This is a genomic window from Bacillus stratosphericus (assembly GCF_020524495.1).
GTDB lineage: Bacteria > Bacillota > Bacilli > Bacillales > Bacillaceae > Bacillus > Bacillus stratosphericus_B.
Window position 1 is genome coordinate 33,279 of sequence record NZ_JAIVLB010000025.1, and the last position, 15,630, is coordinate 48,908.

Consider the following 15,630-nt stretch of genomic DNA (forward strand, 5'->3'; position numbering starts at 1 on the left):
CCACACAGCTCTTCAGCTATGTGGTCCTCCTACAAATCGATTTATCTCCAATATACCCATCTTCCCATGAGCCATTCCATAGGACCTCTTCTCCACTTTTTCAAATAGAGATAGCTGATGAACAGCTGTGCTGTGTAAAGCCCAACAGCGAGCAGCAGTCCAAACATTGAGCCCATCTGTCCAAATAAACCAAGTCCATAAGAATAGAAAATCGTGGTGCAAATAATGGATTGCGCTAAATAGTTCGATAAAGACAATCGCCCAAGTCCCGCAAGCAGACGCTTTAGACCTTGGGCTGCCTTTGAATAGTAAAACACAATAAAGGCTTGAATATAGCCGATCGTCAGTACATACGCACCTAACGTTTTCACCATTTCACTCCAAGGAGCATCAATGAACGTCACACATTTTAACGCCACCCCGATCAAAATCATCCATACCCAGCCTTTACGATAAGTCATTCCTCGATCTTCTTCTGTCAGATGCCCTTTTTTAGCAATTGCCATGCCAAGCAGTGCAAATGGACCGATCATGATAGGACCAAAGAGAAGACCTAAAATTGGCGTCAGAGTAAGGGTTACAATGGCCATCATTATGGTGACAATCATCATATCGTCTTCAATCGTAATCCGGCTCATCAAAATATCCCCATATGTACCTGTCGCATATACATTCGTTAATAAATCTTCATTTCCATAGATAATATTCATTAGATACGGCAAAACCACTAAAGATAAAGCACCTAAAATACCCGACCAAATCAGCATTGTTTTGATCTGGCTGCTCATAAACATCATCAAGAAAAATGTACAAGCTCCATAATAAAGAAGAATGTCGCCATTCCAAATAAATATGTAATGCAGCATACCAAGCACAATGAGACCAAATCCTCGGCGAATGATGATGGCATTCGTATTCAGTCCCTTTGCCTGCGTGGATTCAATCAGCTTGACAAAAGAATATCCAAACAAAAAGGAGAAAATCGGATAAAACGACCCCTGAAACAAAATCTCCGTCACATATACCCCAAATTCCTGCCCCCACAAACTCGAATCAAACATTTTCTCAAAATCATAATCATATTGAAAATTAAGCATATTCACGATCAAAATACCTAATAAACTAAAACCACGTAAACAATCAATTACCTCAACCCTAGATCCCAACACGACAGCTCCTTCAAAAAATATAAAGATAAAGCATATTTATCCTACCACATTTTTTTTAAATTGGTTTCTATCCCCCTGTGAAAAGATACGTTTTAAGGTAAATTTAATAAAAAAACCTAGAATATACATTCTAGGTACCATACTCATGACTTATGACCTTTTTCCTCTTTCCAAAGCACACGCTTCACATAAAACAAAATCCCCAATCCGAACAAAATCAACGTCAGCTCCCACACCTGTGTAAAAGACCACAGTTTTTTTTAATTCTTTATTCGATTGAAACAAAACGCTCTCCTCCATACCCCTAATTAAGATTGTTTTTCTAGGTTTTTCAATATTTTTTCCCAGCCGGTATCTCCCATTTTCCGATCTATTGCCCTTCTTCATTTATGAGGCAAAAGCTTGGTAATCCTTGAACTTTATATTTTGTGACAACCTCATAATCTTGATCCAACACAATGGGCGCAATCAGATTCTTTTCCTCTGCATATTTCGAAACAACCTCTACCGATTTTTCTTCTTCCGTATGTGGAACATGGACACAGGTTAAATGGAGACCCAACTGATCTACACTATGTAAAATGCGTTCGGTTAATTCTTCACAATGAGGACAATTGACTGACCAAAAATAAAGAAGGTGATTTTGCCCTTCAGATAAATACCTCTGATCTGAAGGATGAATCCAAGGAAAATGCTTAGGCCATTTGAGTATTTGCGTTTCCACTATTCATCACCTTTTTCGTTTAATTGAAAAGCGATGATTTTTCCTAATGCTTCCTCTGCGGCAAAAGGCGCCACATTCCCTGATGGGTTCTCTTGTTCCTTTTTTAGGCACTCGTACATGTTTTTTTCGATTTTTGATGGGTCAATCCAAGAGATACACCACGATGCCCAAAAACAAGTAGGGCCTTCATAGCGTTTCGCCAACGGCAGAAGAAATGGCAAACTAGGCTGGCCTATTCTCATGAGCGAGATCGCAGCCGCCATTCTTGTCTCCTCTTCTTCACTTTGTAACAGCTTGGCAAGGGACTCAGCTGCGCCCCCTGCATCTGCTCCAAATTCACCAAGTACCGCAGCTGCAATATTCCGCAAAGAACCCTCTTCTTTTAAGGCTTCAACAAGCACTGGCACTGCCCTTTTTCCGTATTTTCCCAATTCATCCATTGCTTGAATGATCGTTACTTCATTGGTATTGACCAAACGCTGAACCGATTGGGATAGCTTATCTTCTGGTTTCATGACAATCAACTCCTCTTTTTAATGAGTCCCACGGCATCGATAACAAATCACATAAAATACAAATCCAGCAAATAAAGATGTAATTGTTGTAAACCAGCCATCAGTGAACAGATGAATACCAACGATGACCACAGCACTTATGACAGATGCGATGAGCAATGATCGATAATAGCTGCCCAAAGAAAGACTCGCTTCACGTCTCAAAGGCTGCATAAAGGCAAAGAGCCGTATGGCCAAAAACCATATATAAACCCCTCCCCCATAAACGGTCCAATACAATACATCTTCAATCTCAAACAAGACAAGAGAAATCAAGTAGACAGCGTACAACCAAAAGGTTTGAAACACTTCTAATAGAAGAATTTTTTGATATAAAGCACCGGGAAAAAGATACACCACTCCCGTTTGCGCATGTCTTACAATCCCAGCGTAATACGAACTAAGGAGGACGGAAACTGAGATGACGATCAAAAATAGATTCAACCAATCTGAAAAATAAGAAATGACAACATAGTAAATACCTATCAACAGCAAGGTAGATAACAGATGGAAGGCAACATACTTTTTCATCAACAATAATTCTAGCCAAAGAAAAGCCCAGATGCCAGTTAATGATGAAAGTCCCCACCACGTCTTGCCTTTCTTTTGACTTATTGGATTTGAGTGAATCTGTTTTCCTTCAAATTCCTCCCAAAATGCTGCCTCCTTGACTAACGTCTCCTTCATCTCTAAACGATGACTGGCCCTGTACATCATCGTTAAAGATAAGATTATGACGACAAGAAATATCAATAAAAAATGGAATGAGAACTCCTCAATCATGCGCCCTACTTGAAACATAAAAGAAGCAGAGATGTTCATCAATAAAGACTGTTTCATCATCAACTGATTCAAAAAAAATAGTGCAAAACAACAAAACATCAGGACAAAACCGAGTAAAAGTATCCGCTTGTATACTTGAATAGTTCTAGCACAAGACACCGCCATCATCCATGTTTCGGTCATACATAACAGCCCTGTCAGGATGAGTGATTTCCCGAGTAGAAAAGGATACTGCTGCGTCAAACAAAAAAGGAGGATATCTGCAGACAAAGCAGAGATCATAAGGAGAGCTCCTCGCCAAAAAATATGATACACCCATACACACATCACAACCGTCCATAAGGAAGCACCATTCCCATATAACCACATGATATCGTTCATCTGACTAGGCAGCCGATTCGAAAACAAGCCAAAGCCAGTATAAACAACAAATAAAAAGACCATGATCCATCCAGCTACCTGAGCATTCCAATTCCCCATATTGGAGACTGCGCTCAGCTGAAAACCAATTGCAGCCATGAAAAGCAGCAAGATCAGAAAAGGCATTTTCTTTTCTTGATTTTTACTGATCAAGCGCCTTTGGGATTTCATCCATAAAAGGGAGAGCGTGTTATTCACTAGACCACTCCCCCAGTAGTTGAATGACCTCTGCCCTCCACTTGATCTGTTCTTCCTTCAATTGAGGAACATCGATCCTTTTCATGATGTCACCGTCTCGAATCAATATCACCCTGCTAGCTGTATCAAGAACAAACTCCAGACTATGAGTGGACACAAGGACATAACCACCTTGACGGCTTTTTTGTCTCAGCCAATCTGACAGCCATTGTTTTGAAGGTATATCTAACCCTACAGTCGGTTCATCTAAAATAAAAAGGGAGGCATCTTGCACAATGGCTCCAGCTAAAACGACACGCTGTTTTTGGCCTCTTGAAAGCCTTCCGCACAGTTCGTTCATCTTCATGTCCATATGTACTTCCTTCAACGCTTCATATACCTTTTCTTTGATCTGTTTTAAACCTTTATGATAGCCCCTTGCACGGAATTGAACATGTTCAGCAACCGTTAATTCTGGATACAAATACGGCTGATCAGGAATAAGAGCTACTTGCTTCCGGACATGGGAATGACCAGGCGGGAAACCCTCTATGAGAATTTCCCCTTGATCTGGTTGATATAGACCCGTTAAACACCGAATCGTTGTCGTCTTCCGGCGCCATTAGGCCCAAGCAGCGCCACAACCTCACCTGCTTCAATGGAAAATGACAGACCCTCTATCCCATCACCATTGCTATATCGTTTGCTTACATTCTGAACCTCCAAGAATGGCATCAAATCTCTCCCTTTTATTAGAGTGATGTATGCTTATCAATGGTGTTTTTTACAATGACATGTAAATGTAATTAGACCCACTCAATATTTACCCTGATATTACCATACAGACAATAACAAGATAAGGGTGTAGGGTAATTTCTTAAAATTTCACAAAACAAAAAAGATTGAGTATCAATCACCCAATCTTTTACCTATTAAATCTCCTGACAAGCCCAAGCATCCACCTCTACCTTAAAAACAGGAGAAGCCAGGGCGACCACATAAATCATCGTCATACAAGGCAGGTGATCGCCTAAAAACTGCTCCATGATTCTTTTTCTACTCTCGGCATCAAACTCACCTACTAAATAAAACACAAGCTTCGTTATATCTTCTACTTTCATATCTGCCGCTTCTACATTGCGCTTCACATTCTCTAACGCTAATTTGAGCTGCTCCAACGGGCTCTCCGGAATTGTCCCATCTGCCTCCATTCCCACTTGACCTGATAGGGTTAACCACCGCTGTGGTTCTGTTGTTTCTATTTGATGAGCATAGGGTGCAACTGGCGGGTGAATGGTCTCAGGATTACGTGATGTTCGCACTGACAAACCCTTTTTCTGAAAATACAATCAATTTATATCCTTCATATCAAAATTTATTTTCCTGCTCAGATTGACGTGCTTCTAGTGAACTCAAATAAATAATGCGTTTCAAAAAGAAAAGACGTGACCAGTTGGAATGGATAAACATGACTTAAGCTGTCCCATCACGTAGGATAGCAGACAAGAGCTGGCTATTGGCAACTGTTCCGTATAATACTACAAAGATTTATTTTCATTTGCATGATATTTAAGAGAATACAGCAATGCTTATTTTTTACGTTTTCTTTCACAAATTTTACTGAACATTCATTTGATATCTAACTAGGTGATAACCAAATGAATTATGTGTTTGTACATTATCAGAATCTAATGTGAACCCATTCTGTTCCGCTACTTTTCTGCTTCTAAAATTATTCTCTGGACATATGATTTCATAAGTTTTTAGTTCATAATAATTTAATGATATTATATAATTAACTATTTTACTAATAAATCCTTTCCCTTCATATTCTTCACAAATCCAATATCCTATATTTCCTTTTAGAGTAAGTCTAAAAACTCCAATAAGTTCATCATTGATCATAATCCCAACTTCAAATCCATTGTTTGTCATGAATAATTCATTTGCTTTTTTTATAAAGTTTTCTGTGTGAGAAATTTGATTATTGGAATAAACCCAAGGCAACCATTTACCAAGATGTTCTTTATTATTTTCAATTAATTTATTTAGAAAAGGAGCATCTTTGTATATTAAAATTTTGAGTGATAAATCACTTTCAATTCCTATCCTAAACATTTTTACAATTCTCCTTTATATTTTTGAATAATTTATTTAATTAAATTCATTTTTTCTAATAATCTACACAAATCACATAAACTATCAGCAACGTGCATATTAGAATCTACTTTATATGAATCATTGAAAGTACTGTGACAGTTTTCACACTTTTTATAATCCAATGAGATATTATGATATTCAGTTTCTTTCTGATGACCTTTAAACAATTGATAAGCAGAACCTGGGAAAATAGTTGTTAAAGTATCGGCTAATAAATAGTAGATATCTCTATCTAGGGCTCCTCGATCAAATTGTGTTGGGCTTCCTTGAGTGTTGTGTTCTGGAACTATAGCCTCCAAATATAAAGTAAGTTCCTTTTTTGTAATTGACATAGAGGATAAATTAATTCGAATTCGCCCCATTTCCTTTTAAAAGGTCCTAGAAAAGGTGAACCTATAAACTTAGATTTCAATATTGAAGTTACTATATCCTCACACATTAACCCAAAAGCAATTTTATTAATCCCGTTTACTTTTGAATAGTACTCTACTACTCCTCGCATAATTGCATGTGCTGTTCCAATTGAATAAACCTTATTATAATCATACTTTACTTTTTCCATAACCTCATATGTTGGTATTTTAAAATTAAAAACATTTCTAAGCTCATTTTCTGAAATATTTCTATGTGAATATCCAAATTTTTGAGCTATTTCAGCTGCAAAACTTGTTTCTTTTTCTTTTGAGAAAGTACTTACATGTATTGATGAAACTGAAAAACTAGGTAGAGATTCTCTGGTATTATTTAAAAGATATCCTAACCTTCTTTTATCCATTTTTCAACTTTAGATGTTCTCATTCTTCTTGACTCAAAAACACCCCTTTAGACTACTATAATCTAAAGGGGTATTACATCGTGACTTTTTTTACAAACATCACAACTTTATTTCAAATCCACAATGTTAAAGACTTTGTTTAAAACAGAACCCCTACTCCACCGTCACACTCTTCGCAAGGTTACGTGGTTTATCCACATCACACCCGCGGTGAAGGGCTGCGTAGTAAGCGATCAGCTGTAATGGGACAACAGATGCAAGTGGTGCAAGTGCTGGGTGTACAGCTGGAAGGACGAAACGGTCGCCTTCGTCTTCTAGGCCTTTTAGTGAGATGACACATGGGTTTGCTCCGCGTGCAACGACTTCTTTAACGTTACCGCGAATGCTGAGGTTCACGTGCTCTAGGGTTGCAAGGGCAATGACCGGTGTGCCTTCTTCAATTAAAGCAATGGTGCCGTGTTTCAGTTCTCCGCCAGCAAAGCCTTCTGCTTGGATGTAAGAGATCTCTTTTAGTTTTAGTGAACCTTCAAGGCACACATAGTAGTCAAGTCCTCTTCCGATAAAGAATGCGTTACGTGTCACTGTGAAGTAGTCACGAGCGATTTGTTCCATTTCATCCTTTTGATCGACAAGGGCTTCCATTGCGTTTGCTACAATCCCAAGCTCTTTCACAAGATCAAAGTCAAGAGATTGACCATTTAGTTCAGCTGCAACGGATGCAAGGATCGCAAGAACAGCGATTTGTGCTGTGTAGGCTTTTGTTGAAGCCACTGCGATTTCTGGTCCTGCATGTAGAAGCAATGTGAAGTCTGCTTCACGAGAAAGCGTTGACCCTGGTACGTTTGTGATAGTTAATGCTTTATGACCAAGCTCTTTAACTTGAACAAGTACAGCACGGCTGTCCGCAGTCTCCCCAGATTGAGAAAGGAAGATGAACAACGGTTTTTTCGATAGAAGCGGCATGTTGTAAGAGAATTCACTTGCTACATGGACTTCTACAGGTACTTTCGCCCAGTCTTCAATATATTGTTTACCAACAAGTCCAGCATGGTAGCTCGTTCCGCAAGCCACAATGTAAATGCGGTCTGCTTCTGCTACTGCGCTTGCGATATCGCCAGCGACTGACAGCTTGCCGTTTTCGTCTTGATATTCTTGGATGATTTTGCGCATCACAAGCGGCTGCTCATCCGTTTCTTTTAACATGTAGTGAGGATATGTGCCTTTCTCGATGTCGCTTGCATCTAGCTCAGCGATATAAGAAGGACGTGTCATGATATCACCGTCAAGGTTTTTGATGATAACCTCGTCTTTAGTGACAATGACCATTTCTTTATCCATTAATTCCGCATATTCGTTTGTTACTTGAAGCATCGCCATTGCGTCAGAAGCCACAACGTTGAAATCTTCTCCGAAACCAACCAATAATGGGCTTTTGTTTTTCGCCACATAGATTGTTTCTTTGTTTTCGTTATCGAAAAGAGCAATTGCGTAAGAGCCTTTTAGTTGAAGAAGCGTTTGACGGAAAGCTTCCTCTGTATCAAGACCTCTGTTTACAAATTGTTCGATGACTTGAACAACAACCTCTGTATCTGTGTCGCTTTTTAGTGTGACGTCTTGTAAATATTCGCGTGTCAATTGTACATAGTTCTCGATGACACCGTTATGAACAAGCGTAAAACGGCCAGAAGCACTTTGATGCGGATGTGCATTTAGATGGCTTGGTACACCGTGTGTTGCCCAGCGTGTATGTCCGATTCCTGCTGAAGATGCCACGTTTGCATCTACGACTTCACGAAGCTCAGCGATACGTCCTTTTTCTTTGAACACATGCACGCCTTCTTCGTTTGCCACAGCGATACCTGCTGAGTCATACCCGCGGTACTCAAGCTTCTCTAAACCTTTTAATAAGATTTCCTTCGCATCATTCTGACCAATATAACCTACGATTCCACACATAAATATTCTCTTCCTCCCGATCATGTGAAAGGGACAAAGAAAGCCTACTAAAATAGAAGGGACATTTCTTCGTCCCTCTCTACATGTTTATTTTGGGAGATCATGTGTATTCCCTTTGTACAAAGAGTCACCTCTTTGGTTTAAAGAAACACTTACGGCTGTGATCTCTTTTTTTGATCAGCCGGGAGGCATCCGCCGAAAATTCGATAACCTCCATCCTCGTCAACTAAGCATCTGTCGTCCGATCGCTTAGTTCGGGCGCTATCATTATAAAAGTTCTTGAACATCTACCCTGCCTTTCCTGATAGAATAAAAATCCAGTAACACAAGGATGATTGTACTATAAGGTCTGACCTCCGTCAATCAAATTTAGCGGGTGATCCCCGTCATTTTAGAAAGTGAGACCTCCATACACTATATGCGATGAAGCTTGTCACGTTCTACCTTTGATGTGCTCTCCTATGTATGAAGGCAGCAGCAAATGGCCCTCTCTTATAAGATTCGTACAGATCCCTCCTCTTATGACGCTTATTCAAAAAAAGCAAACCGCAGGCTCTGCGATTTGCTTTTTTATCTATTACTCAATACCCATTTCATCTTTGACAACAGCCGTAATGCGAGCCACATATTCATCACACAGCTCTTTTGTTTTCGCCTCTGCCATGACACGTACAAGCGGCTCTGTTCCAGATGGACGAACAAGGATACGGCCGTCACCGTTCATCTCTTTTTCGACCTCTTGGATCACAGCTTTCACTTTTTCATTTTCTTCCACTTTATATTTATCAGATACCTTCACATTCACTAGAATTTGCGGGAACTTTTCCATTTCAGCCGCAAGCTCTGATAATGTTTTTCCTGTTGCTTTGAGTGTATTCACAAGCATGATCGCAGAAAGCATGCCGTCACCTGTCGTATTGTAATCAAGGAAAATCAAGTGGCCTGATTGCTCGCCGCCGACATTATAGCCGTCGTTTTTCATCGCCTCGACCACATAGCGGTCACCAACAGCGGTTTGAATGCTCTTAATGCCTTGCTTTTCAAGCGCTTTATAGAAACCAAGGTTACTCATGACCGTTGACACGACGGTGTCATCCTTTAATCGGCCTTCACCCTTTAGATAACGTGCACATATGTACATAATTTGATCGCCGTCTACGATATCACCTTTTTCATCGACTGCAATTAAGCGGTCGCCGTCACCATCAAACGCAAGGCCAATATCTGCACCCTTTTCTTTTACAAAAACAGAAAGTGCCTCTGGATGAGTGGAACCTACGCCATCGTTAATATTCAATCCGTTTGGTGATGTTCCCATTGTTGACACATCTGCATCTAAATCAGCAAATAAATGTGTCGCAAGAGAAGATGTTGCACCATGAGCACAGTCAAGCGCCACGTGAATACCTGTGAAATCCTCGTCCGCTGTCTGCTTCAAGAATTGCAAGTATTTCTGACCGCCTTCAAAGTAATCATTCACCGTTCCAAGATCGGCTCCAACCGGACGTGGTAATTGATCGACTGGCTGATCCATTAGCTGCTCAATTTCATTCTCCTGTTCATCTGACAGCTTAAAGCCGTCCCCGCCGAAAAATTTAATTCCGTTGTCTTGAACTGGGTTATGAGAAGCAGAAATCATGACACCTGCTTCTGCATCCATTGCCTTCGTTAAATAAGATACTCCAGGTGTTGAGATCACACCTAAACGCATCACTTCAGCCCCTATTGAAAGTAGACCTGCAACGAGAGCTCCTTCTAGCATATGACCGGATACACGTGTGTCTCGTCCAACGAGTACCTTTGGACGTTCTTTATCCTTCGTGAGGACATAGCCACCAAATCTCCCAATTTTAAATGCGAGCTCTGGCGTTAATTCGTTATTAGCCACACCCCTTACACCATCAGTTCCAAAGTACTTGCCCATGTTTCAATCGCTCCTTTTTTACCGTTCAAGAGGACGCTGTGTCCCCTTTTTTATCTTCTTTGACCCGCTGTCATCGATTCCTCTTTACTCTTCTCTTCCTGATGATCATCGTCATCAGATGATTGATCCTTTCGATCATTCGTAGAAGCCGGCTGATCTTCTGAATCAGTAGAGGTAAGTTTTACTTTGACCTTTGATCTAGATAATGTCCATGTCACATTTTGAGGGCCATTCACTTGTACTTTGACCTCATGTGTTCCTTCGTTTAAGTCCCCCACATTGATATAGGCTTCAATATCTGAAGCCTTTAGTTTATCAATTGCACTCTTTGATCCTTTTGCTGTTAACGTAAGACGCCCAGAAGACGGACTCACAAATTCAGAGCTGAGATCCTTGCTCAGACCCACGACAGAAATAGGTACATTATCGATCTTTTTTTCTTCAGCTGTTGCAACCTTCACTTTGATCTTAACGGTTTCAGGTGATACCTTTTTCACACCATCTGGCAGTAGAATGTCGGCATCAATCTCCGTATCATCTTTAATTTTGCTTAGGTCCAGCTTAACGCCATCAATAAAATCTAGTGCATCTAGCACCTTTTGAGAACCGTAGACAGTGACCTCACTTGGGCTTGTCTCAATGCTTGAGATACTGATCCCATCCGGTAAGCTGCCCGTCCGCTCAATTTTAAACGGGATCTTCTTGCTCGGGCTCGTAATCGGGACCGTAATATCCACAACCGACGGACTCACTTTAACTGGTAGCTCATTCCCGCTGCTATCATACACAGTGAGCTTCGCTTGTTTTTCAATTTGTTGATCGACATCCTCTAGGTTTACAAATGCTTTAATAACAGAAATTTTGTCGATCACGTCCTTTGAACCAGTGACAGTGACCTTTTTCGGATTCACGATAGGCTGTTCAGGTGAATAGCCGTCTTTGATTTTATTTTGATTATAAAATTCTGTTTCAACAGGGAATTCAGCTGAGGTTTTTTCTTGTATCGTCACAGTTGTCACAGACGGATTAATCGTTAATGTGATCCCCTTTAATACACCTCTTGACTTCAGCTCTACTTTATGTGTGCCTGTCGTTAACTTTTGCATATCTGCGTAAATTTCAAAATTCTTCGTTTGTCTTGCTGTTTTCACAGCACTTGTTGATCCTATAATCGTGACATTGACTGTTTGCGGTACCCCAGTGACGACATACTTCTCGTCATCATAATACGCTTTAACAGGAATGTCAGTTAAGGTTGCTTCATCTGTCGTCGATGTTGGGAAAAAGGATTCACCGATTTTTTTCGGTGTGGGCGCTTGCGCTGAATTAACTGCACCATACAGCAATAAAGCGAAGACCAATGCAAGAAACTTAACGGCCCAGCGATTATTCATAATCTTATCCATTTTTCTTGCCCCTCCAATACCATTTGGTCGAGGAATCATCTTTGCTGTTCTTACTAAATTCAGCAATTAGCATTTCTTCAAGCGCTTCTTCTGTTAATTCTCGATGGAGATCACCATTTCTTGCAACACTAATGCTACCTGTCTCCTCTGAGACGATGATTGTTAAGCTGTCCGTCACTTCACTAATACCGACTGCCGCCCGGTGACGGGTTCCGAGTTCCTTAGAGATAAAAGGACTTTCTGACAGTGGTAAATAACAACCCGCAGCTGCAATCTCATCACGCTTCATAATAACAGCACCGTCATGAAGCGGTGTATTCGGAATGAAAATATTAATCAGCAACTCAGAACTGACCTTTGCATTCAAAGGAATTCCTGTCTCTATATAATCATTCATTCCAGTATCGCGCTCAATCGTCAGTAGCGCCCCTATTCTACGTTTTGCCATATAATTGATTGCTTTTGTAATTGCCTCGATCGTTTTCTGCTGCTGTTCCTCTACAGGTGTCCCGCTTCTTGAGAAGAAACGGCCGCGCCCAAGCTGCTCAAGCGCTCTCCTTAGCTCTGGCTGAAAAATAATAATGATCGCAAGGAACCCCCACGTAATCGCTTGATCCATCAGCCATTGAAGTGTATTAAGACCGAGATACGCACTTCCCATCCTGACGAGAACAATGACCACAATTCCCTTTAAAAGCTGAACCGCTTTTGTTCCGCGGATGACCATCATTAATTTATATATCACATACCAAACAACGAGAATATCAACAGCATTACCGAGGTACTGCAAAAAAGGAATATCCCCTAAAGCCATTTCCTCGTCCTCCAGAATTTTCAAGTTTCTTCGTATGATGCATTTTTTATAAAAAAGAGCCTATGTATAAATACATAGCGTGGCTATTATACCACATTTTGTTTCTTCAAGGAAAACAGTTGCCATATATGGCTGGCTTTCTAGTATGCATGTATCTGATCGATTGTATAGAAAAAGAGCAGTCCCTAAGCTTAGAGACTGCTCTCAAACTGTATGATTTACTTTTGTTCCTCTGGCCCAATGACCCGCATCACGTCTTGTGCTGTGGATTTCAATTTGAACCAAATCCAATCAAACACTTCATTAATTTCATTGATTTGACCAGTGACTTGTCCGGCAGAAGCCGTCAGCTGTTCCCCATTGACGACTGTTACATTTCCATCAACCTTGCCTTCTACAATCAGCTTGCCATTTTTGACAGTGACATCACCTTTGACGGTTTCCCCTTTAGGTACGGTCACAATATCATTTTCAACCACGAGATTCGGCTGCTTTGACACACTGAAATTATGATCGGTATTCCAGCTTGTAAACAGACTGCCTCCCATCAATATCACAAAGAGGGCAGCGGCCACGATCAGTGGGTGAGCTTTAATCCATCTTTGAATCGACACACGCTTTTTCTCCTTTGGAAGACCTGCCATCACCTTTGCAGTGAAATCAGATGGTGCTTCTATATGAGATGTACTCTGCACTAGCGCGATGGATTTCTCAATTTGTTGAAAATGAGTACGGCACTCCTCACACGATTGCAGATGGCTCTTTAATTCCTTTTCATCTTCAGGCTCAATATCCCCGTCTAAATACTGATGCATAAGCTGGACGATTTTATCCTGACAGCTCATCAAAATCACCTCACTCAAAGGTCTCTCAACTGTTTCCGGAGAGCCTCTCTACCCCTGTGTATTCTCGTTTTTACCGTACCAATTGGTATATTCAGAATCTCACTAATTTCTTTTAACGAGAGTTCATCAATATACTTTAATACGATGACCGAACGATATTTATCTGGTAGTCTTAGAATTTTTTGCTGAATGGTGCTCGATAATTCAAGAGACACCACCTCATCCTCTGGAAAAATGCCATCAGCAGCAATTTGAGAATACATATTCAGTCCTTCTGTGCCTGCCACCTCTGCATCTAAATAATAATCCGGCTTTTTTTTGCGAATACGGTCGATGGACAGGTTGGTTGCAATGCGGTACAGCCACGTGGAAAACTTACGATTCACATCAAAGCTCTCAATATTCACATAGGCACGAATAAATGCCTCCTGTGCAATATCCTCCGCTTCGTGTGCATTCCCAAGCATACGGTAGCACAGCTGATAAATTTTGTCTTTATACAGGTCTACGATGTCTGTAAATGCGTTCTGGTCGCCTTTTTTCACTTGCTTAATTCTTTTTTTAATCATTGTTTCCATAGTATATTCAACCTCTGCCTTCACCGGTCTTTATGTATACGAACCTTCTTTCAAAAGGTTTCATTCTCCTCTAAAAAATAGTGTAACAAATTTTTGACAGCGTGTTGCGCTTATCAGTCGGTAAAAACCTTAATATATCCTTAAATTTCCCCAAAATAAAAAAGAACAGGAACAAATCCCGCTCTACAATAACTTTTCACCCATTAAAGAACCAATTAAAGCAACTGCTGTTTCTGCTGTTTTATTTTTCTCATCTAATATCGGATTCACCTCAACAAATTCAGCAGAAGTCAAAATACCCGCTTCCTCTAAAAGCTCCATGGCAAGGTGACTCTCACGATAACTAATGCCGCCCGCCACCGGAGTTCCTACACCAGGGCATTCCGCTGGATCTAATCCATCTAAATCAAGCGATAAGTGGACACCATCTGTTCTTTCCTTTAAATACGCAATGGCTTCTTCCATCACTCTGGTCATCCCCAAACGATCCATTTCATGCATTGTATACACCTTAATGCCTTTTTCTCTAATCAACGCCCTTTCTCCTTCATCTAAGGAACGAGCACCAATTAAAATGATATTTTCAGGCTTCACTTTAGGAGAATACCTACCAATATTCGTTAAATCAGCATGACCAATGCCAATACTAACAGCAAGTGGCATTCCATGAATATTTCCAGAAGGAGATGTTTCTTCTGTATTTAAATCACCGTGCGCATCATACCAAATGACACCCAAGTTTTCATAATGCTTGGCTACACCGGCAAGTGTGCCGATTGCAATGCTGTGATCACCGCCTAAAATCAGCGGAAACGAACCTGACTGCACAATACTGTCAACCTTTTCAGCAAGAAGCTCATTCGCATCAGCATTCTCTGTTAGATTTTTTAGCTTTTCACTTGTATAGAGACCTTTCTCATCGTCCCTTTGCTCAACTGGAATATCTCCAAGATCCTCAACTTCAAATGAAAGCGATTCCAATTTTTCTTTTACACCAGCACATCGAATCGCACTCGGCCCCATATCGACGCCCCTTCTCATTTGACCCAAATCCATCGGAACCCCGATAATCGTGACCTTCTTTAGTTCTCCCATATATGTACATCCCCTTTCCGTTCATGCTTATATTTTACTTTCTCAATGCCTCCTGACTCAACTCAACAACATTTTGAATAGTTATACATTTCTTCTATCAATATAAAAAAGACACCTTTTTGAAAAAGGTGTCTCAGACCGTAGACAAACCCCACCTTTACTTCAAGTAAAAGTGGGGTTTTCACTTATTTTGATAAAATTTATCAGTTGTCTTACGCTGGACATGGTCCTTTCCATGTCCAGTTTGCTA

15 protein-coding genes and 1 pseudogene are annotated in these 15,630 nt (G+C 40.5%); all 16 read right to left on the reverse strand.

What is annotated here, in order from left to right; genetic code table 11:
• Positions 1–41: 41 nt before the first annotated feature.
• The 16 genes and pseudogenes from LC033_RS11300 to rocF all read right to left on the reverse strand — a co-directional run bounded on the left by LC033_RS11300 (position 42) and on the right by rocF (position 15,380).
• Positions 42–1,169, reverse strand: a complete 1,128-nt coding sequence (locus LC033_RS11300) for a DUF418 domain-containing protein (RefSeq protein WP_226568378.1) — start codon at positions 1,167–1,169, stop codon at positions 42–44.
• A gap of 370 nt (positions 1,170–1,539) precedes the next feature.
• A complete protein-coding gene (locus LC033_RS17055) occupies positions 1,540–1,893 on the reverse strand; it encodes a TlpA family protein disulfide reductase (protein WP_226568380.1) in 354 nt (117 codons plus the stop codon).
• Complete coding sequence (locus tag LC033_RS11310; RefSeq protein WP_226568383.1) at positions 1,893–2,408, reverse strand: HEAT repeat domain-containing protein; 516 nt, start codon at positions 2,406–2,408, stop codon at positions 1,893–1,895. Before LC033_RS11310 ends, LC033_RS17055 begins: the two co-directional genes overlap by 1 nt.
• A gap of 18 nt (positions 2,409–2,426) precedes the next feature.
• Positions 2,427–3,848: a sporulation killing factor system integral membrane protein gene (gene skfF, locus LC033_RS11315; protein ID WP_226568385.1), complete on the reverse strand. Its 1,422-nt coding sequence runs from the start codon at positions 3,846–3,848 to the stop codon at positions 2,427–2,429.
• Positions 3,841–4,562: pseudogene (locus LC033_RS11320) on the reverse strand (ABC transporter ATP-binding protein). The gene skfF and the pseudogene LC033_RS11320 overlap by 8 nt, the downstream one beginning before the upstream one ends.
• Before the next feature lie 197 nt (positions 4,563–4,759).
• On the reverse strand, positions 4,760–5,149 hold the full coding sequence (locus LC033_RS11325) for a RidA family protein (protein WP_226568387.1): 390 nt from the start codon (positions 5,147–5,149) through the stop codon (positions 4,760–4,762).
• 295 nt (positions 5,150–5,444) lie between these two features.
• Positions 5,445–5,945 carry a GNAT family N-acetyltransferase gene (locus LC033_RS11330; protein WP_226568389.1) on the reverse strand — a complete coding sequence of 167 codons (501 nt, stop codon included), beginning with the start codon at positions 5,943–5,945 and terminating at the stop codon, positions 5,445–5,447.
• A 32-nt stretch (positions 5,946–5,977) separates the two neighbouring features.
• Positions 5,978–6,286 (reverse strand): hypothetical protein, encoded by a 309-nt coding sequence (locus tag LC033_RS11335; protein WP_226568391.1) that lies wholly within the window; start codon positions 6,284–6,286, stop codon positions 5,978–5,980.
• Positions 6,274–6,762 (reverse strand): hypothetical protein, encoded by a 489-nt coding sequence (locus LC033_RS11340; protein ID WP_226568394.1) that lies wholly within the window; start codon positions 6,760–6,762, stop codon positions 6,274–6,276. The genes LC033_RS11335 and LC033_RS11340 overlap by 13 nt, the downstream gene beginning before the upstream one ends.
• A gap of 153 nt (positions 6,763–6,915) precedes the next feature.
• Entirely contained in the window at positions 6,916–8,718 is a 1,803-nt protein-coding gene (gene glmS / locus LC033_RS11345; RefSeq protein WP_226568396.1) for a glutamine--fructose-6-phosphate transaminase (isomerizing), read from the reverse strand.
• Positions 8,719–9,295: 577 nt separating this feature from the next.
• Positions 9,296–10,642: a phosphoglucosamine mutase gene (gene glmM, locus LC033_RS11350; protein ID WP_226568406.1), complete on the reverse strand. Its 1,347-nt coding sequence runs from the start codon at positions 10,640–10,642 to the stop codon at positions 9,296–9,298.
• 50 nt (positions 10,643–10,692) lie between these two features.
• Positions 10,693–12,048 (reverse strand): CdaR family protein, encoded by a 1,356-nt coding sequence (locus tag LC033_RS11355; RefSeq protein WP_281430326.1) that lies wholly within the window; start codon positions 12,046–12,048, stop codon positions 10,693–10,695.
• Entirely contained in the window at positions 12,041–12,862 is an 822-nt protein-coding gene (gene cdaA / locus LC033_RS11360; RefSeq protein ID WP_226568408.1) for a diadenylate cyclase CdaA, read from the reverse strand. Before cdaA ends, LC033_RS11355 begins: the two co-directional genes overlap by 8 nt.
• Positions 12,863–13,080: 218 nt before the next feature.
• Positions 13,081–13,707, reverse strand: coding sequence for an anti-sigma-W factor RsiW (gene rsiW, locus LC033_RS11365; protein ID WP_226568417.1), 627 nt, complete (start codon positions 13,705–13,707; stop codon positions 13,081–13,083).
• Positions 13,708–13,721: 14 nt separating this feature from the next.
• Positions 13,722–14,285 carry an RNA polymerase sigma factor SigW gene (gene sigW, locus LC033_RS11370; protein WP_226568425.1) on the reverse strand — a complete coding sequence of 188 codons (564 nt, stop codon included), beginning with the start codon at positions 14,283–14,285 and terminating at the stop codon, positions 13,722–13,724.
• 183 nt (positions 14,286–14,468) lie between these two features.
• Positions 14,469–15,380: an arginase gene (gene rocF, locus LC033_RS11375; RefSeq protein WP_226568434.1), complete on the reverse strand. Its 912-nt coding sequence runs from the start codon at positions 15,378–15,380 to the stop codon at positions 14,469–14,471.
• Between the last annotated feature and the right edge of the window lie 250 nt (positions 15,381–15,630).

Coding starts and splice junctions, on each gene's coding strand:
- LC033_RS11310 (WP_226568383.1), bottom strand. CDS start 2,408: ATGAAACCAGAAGATAAGCTATCCCAATCGGTTCAGCGTTTGGTCAAT.
- LC033_RS11330 (WP_226568389.1), bottom strand. CDS start 5,945: ATGTTTAGGATAGGAATTGAAAGTGATTTATCACTCAAAATTTTAATA.
- glmM (WP_226568406.1), bottom strand. CDS start 10,642: ATGGGCAAGTACTTTGGAACTGATGGTGTAAGGGGTGTGGCTAATAAC.
- rsiW (WP_226568417.1), bottom strand. CDS start 13,707: ATGAGCTGTCAGGATAAAATCGTCCAGCTTATGCATCAGTATTTAGAC.
- cdaA (WP_226568408.1), bottom strand. CDS start 12,862: ATGGCTTTAGGGGATATTCCTTTTTTGCAGTACCTCGGTAATGCTGTT.
- LC033_RS11340 (WP_226568394.1), bottom strand. CDS start 6,762: ATGGATAAAAGAAGGTTAGGATATCTTTTAAATAATACCAGAGAATCT.
- LC033_RS11355 (WP_281430326.1), bottom strand. CDS start 12,048: ATGGATAAGATTATGAATAATCGCTGGGCCGTTAAGTTTCTTGCATTG.
- sigW (WP_226568425.1), bottom strand. CDS start 14,285: ATGGAAACAATGATTAAAAAAAGAATTAAGCAAGTGAAAAAAGGCGAC.
- rocF (WP_226568434.1), bottom strand. CDS start 15,380: ATGGGAGAACTAAAGAAGGTCACGATTATCGGGGTTCCGATGGATTTG.
- glmS (WP_226568396.1), bottom strand. CDS start 8,718: ATGTGTGGAATCGTAGGTTATATTGGTCAGAATGATGCGAAGGAAATC.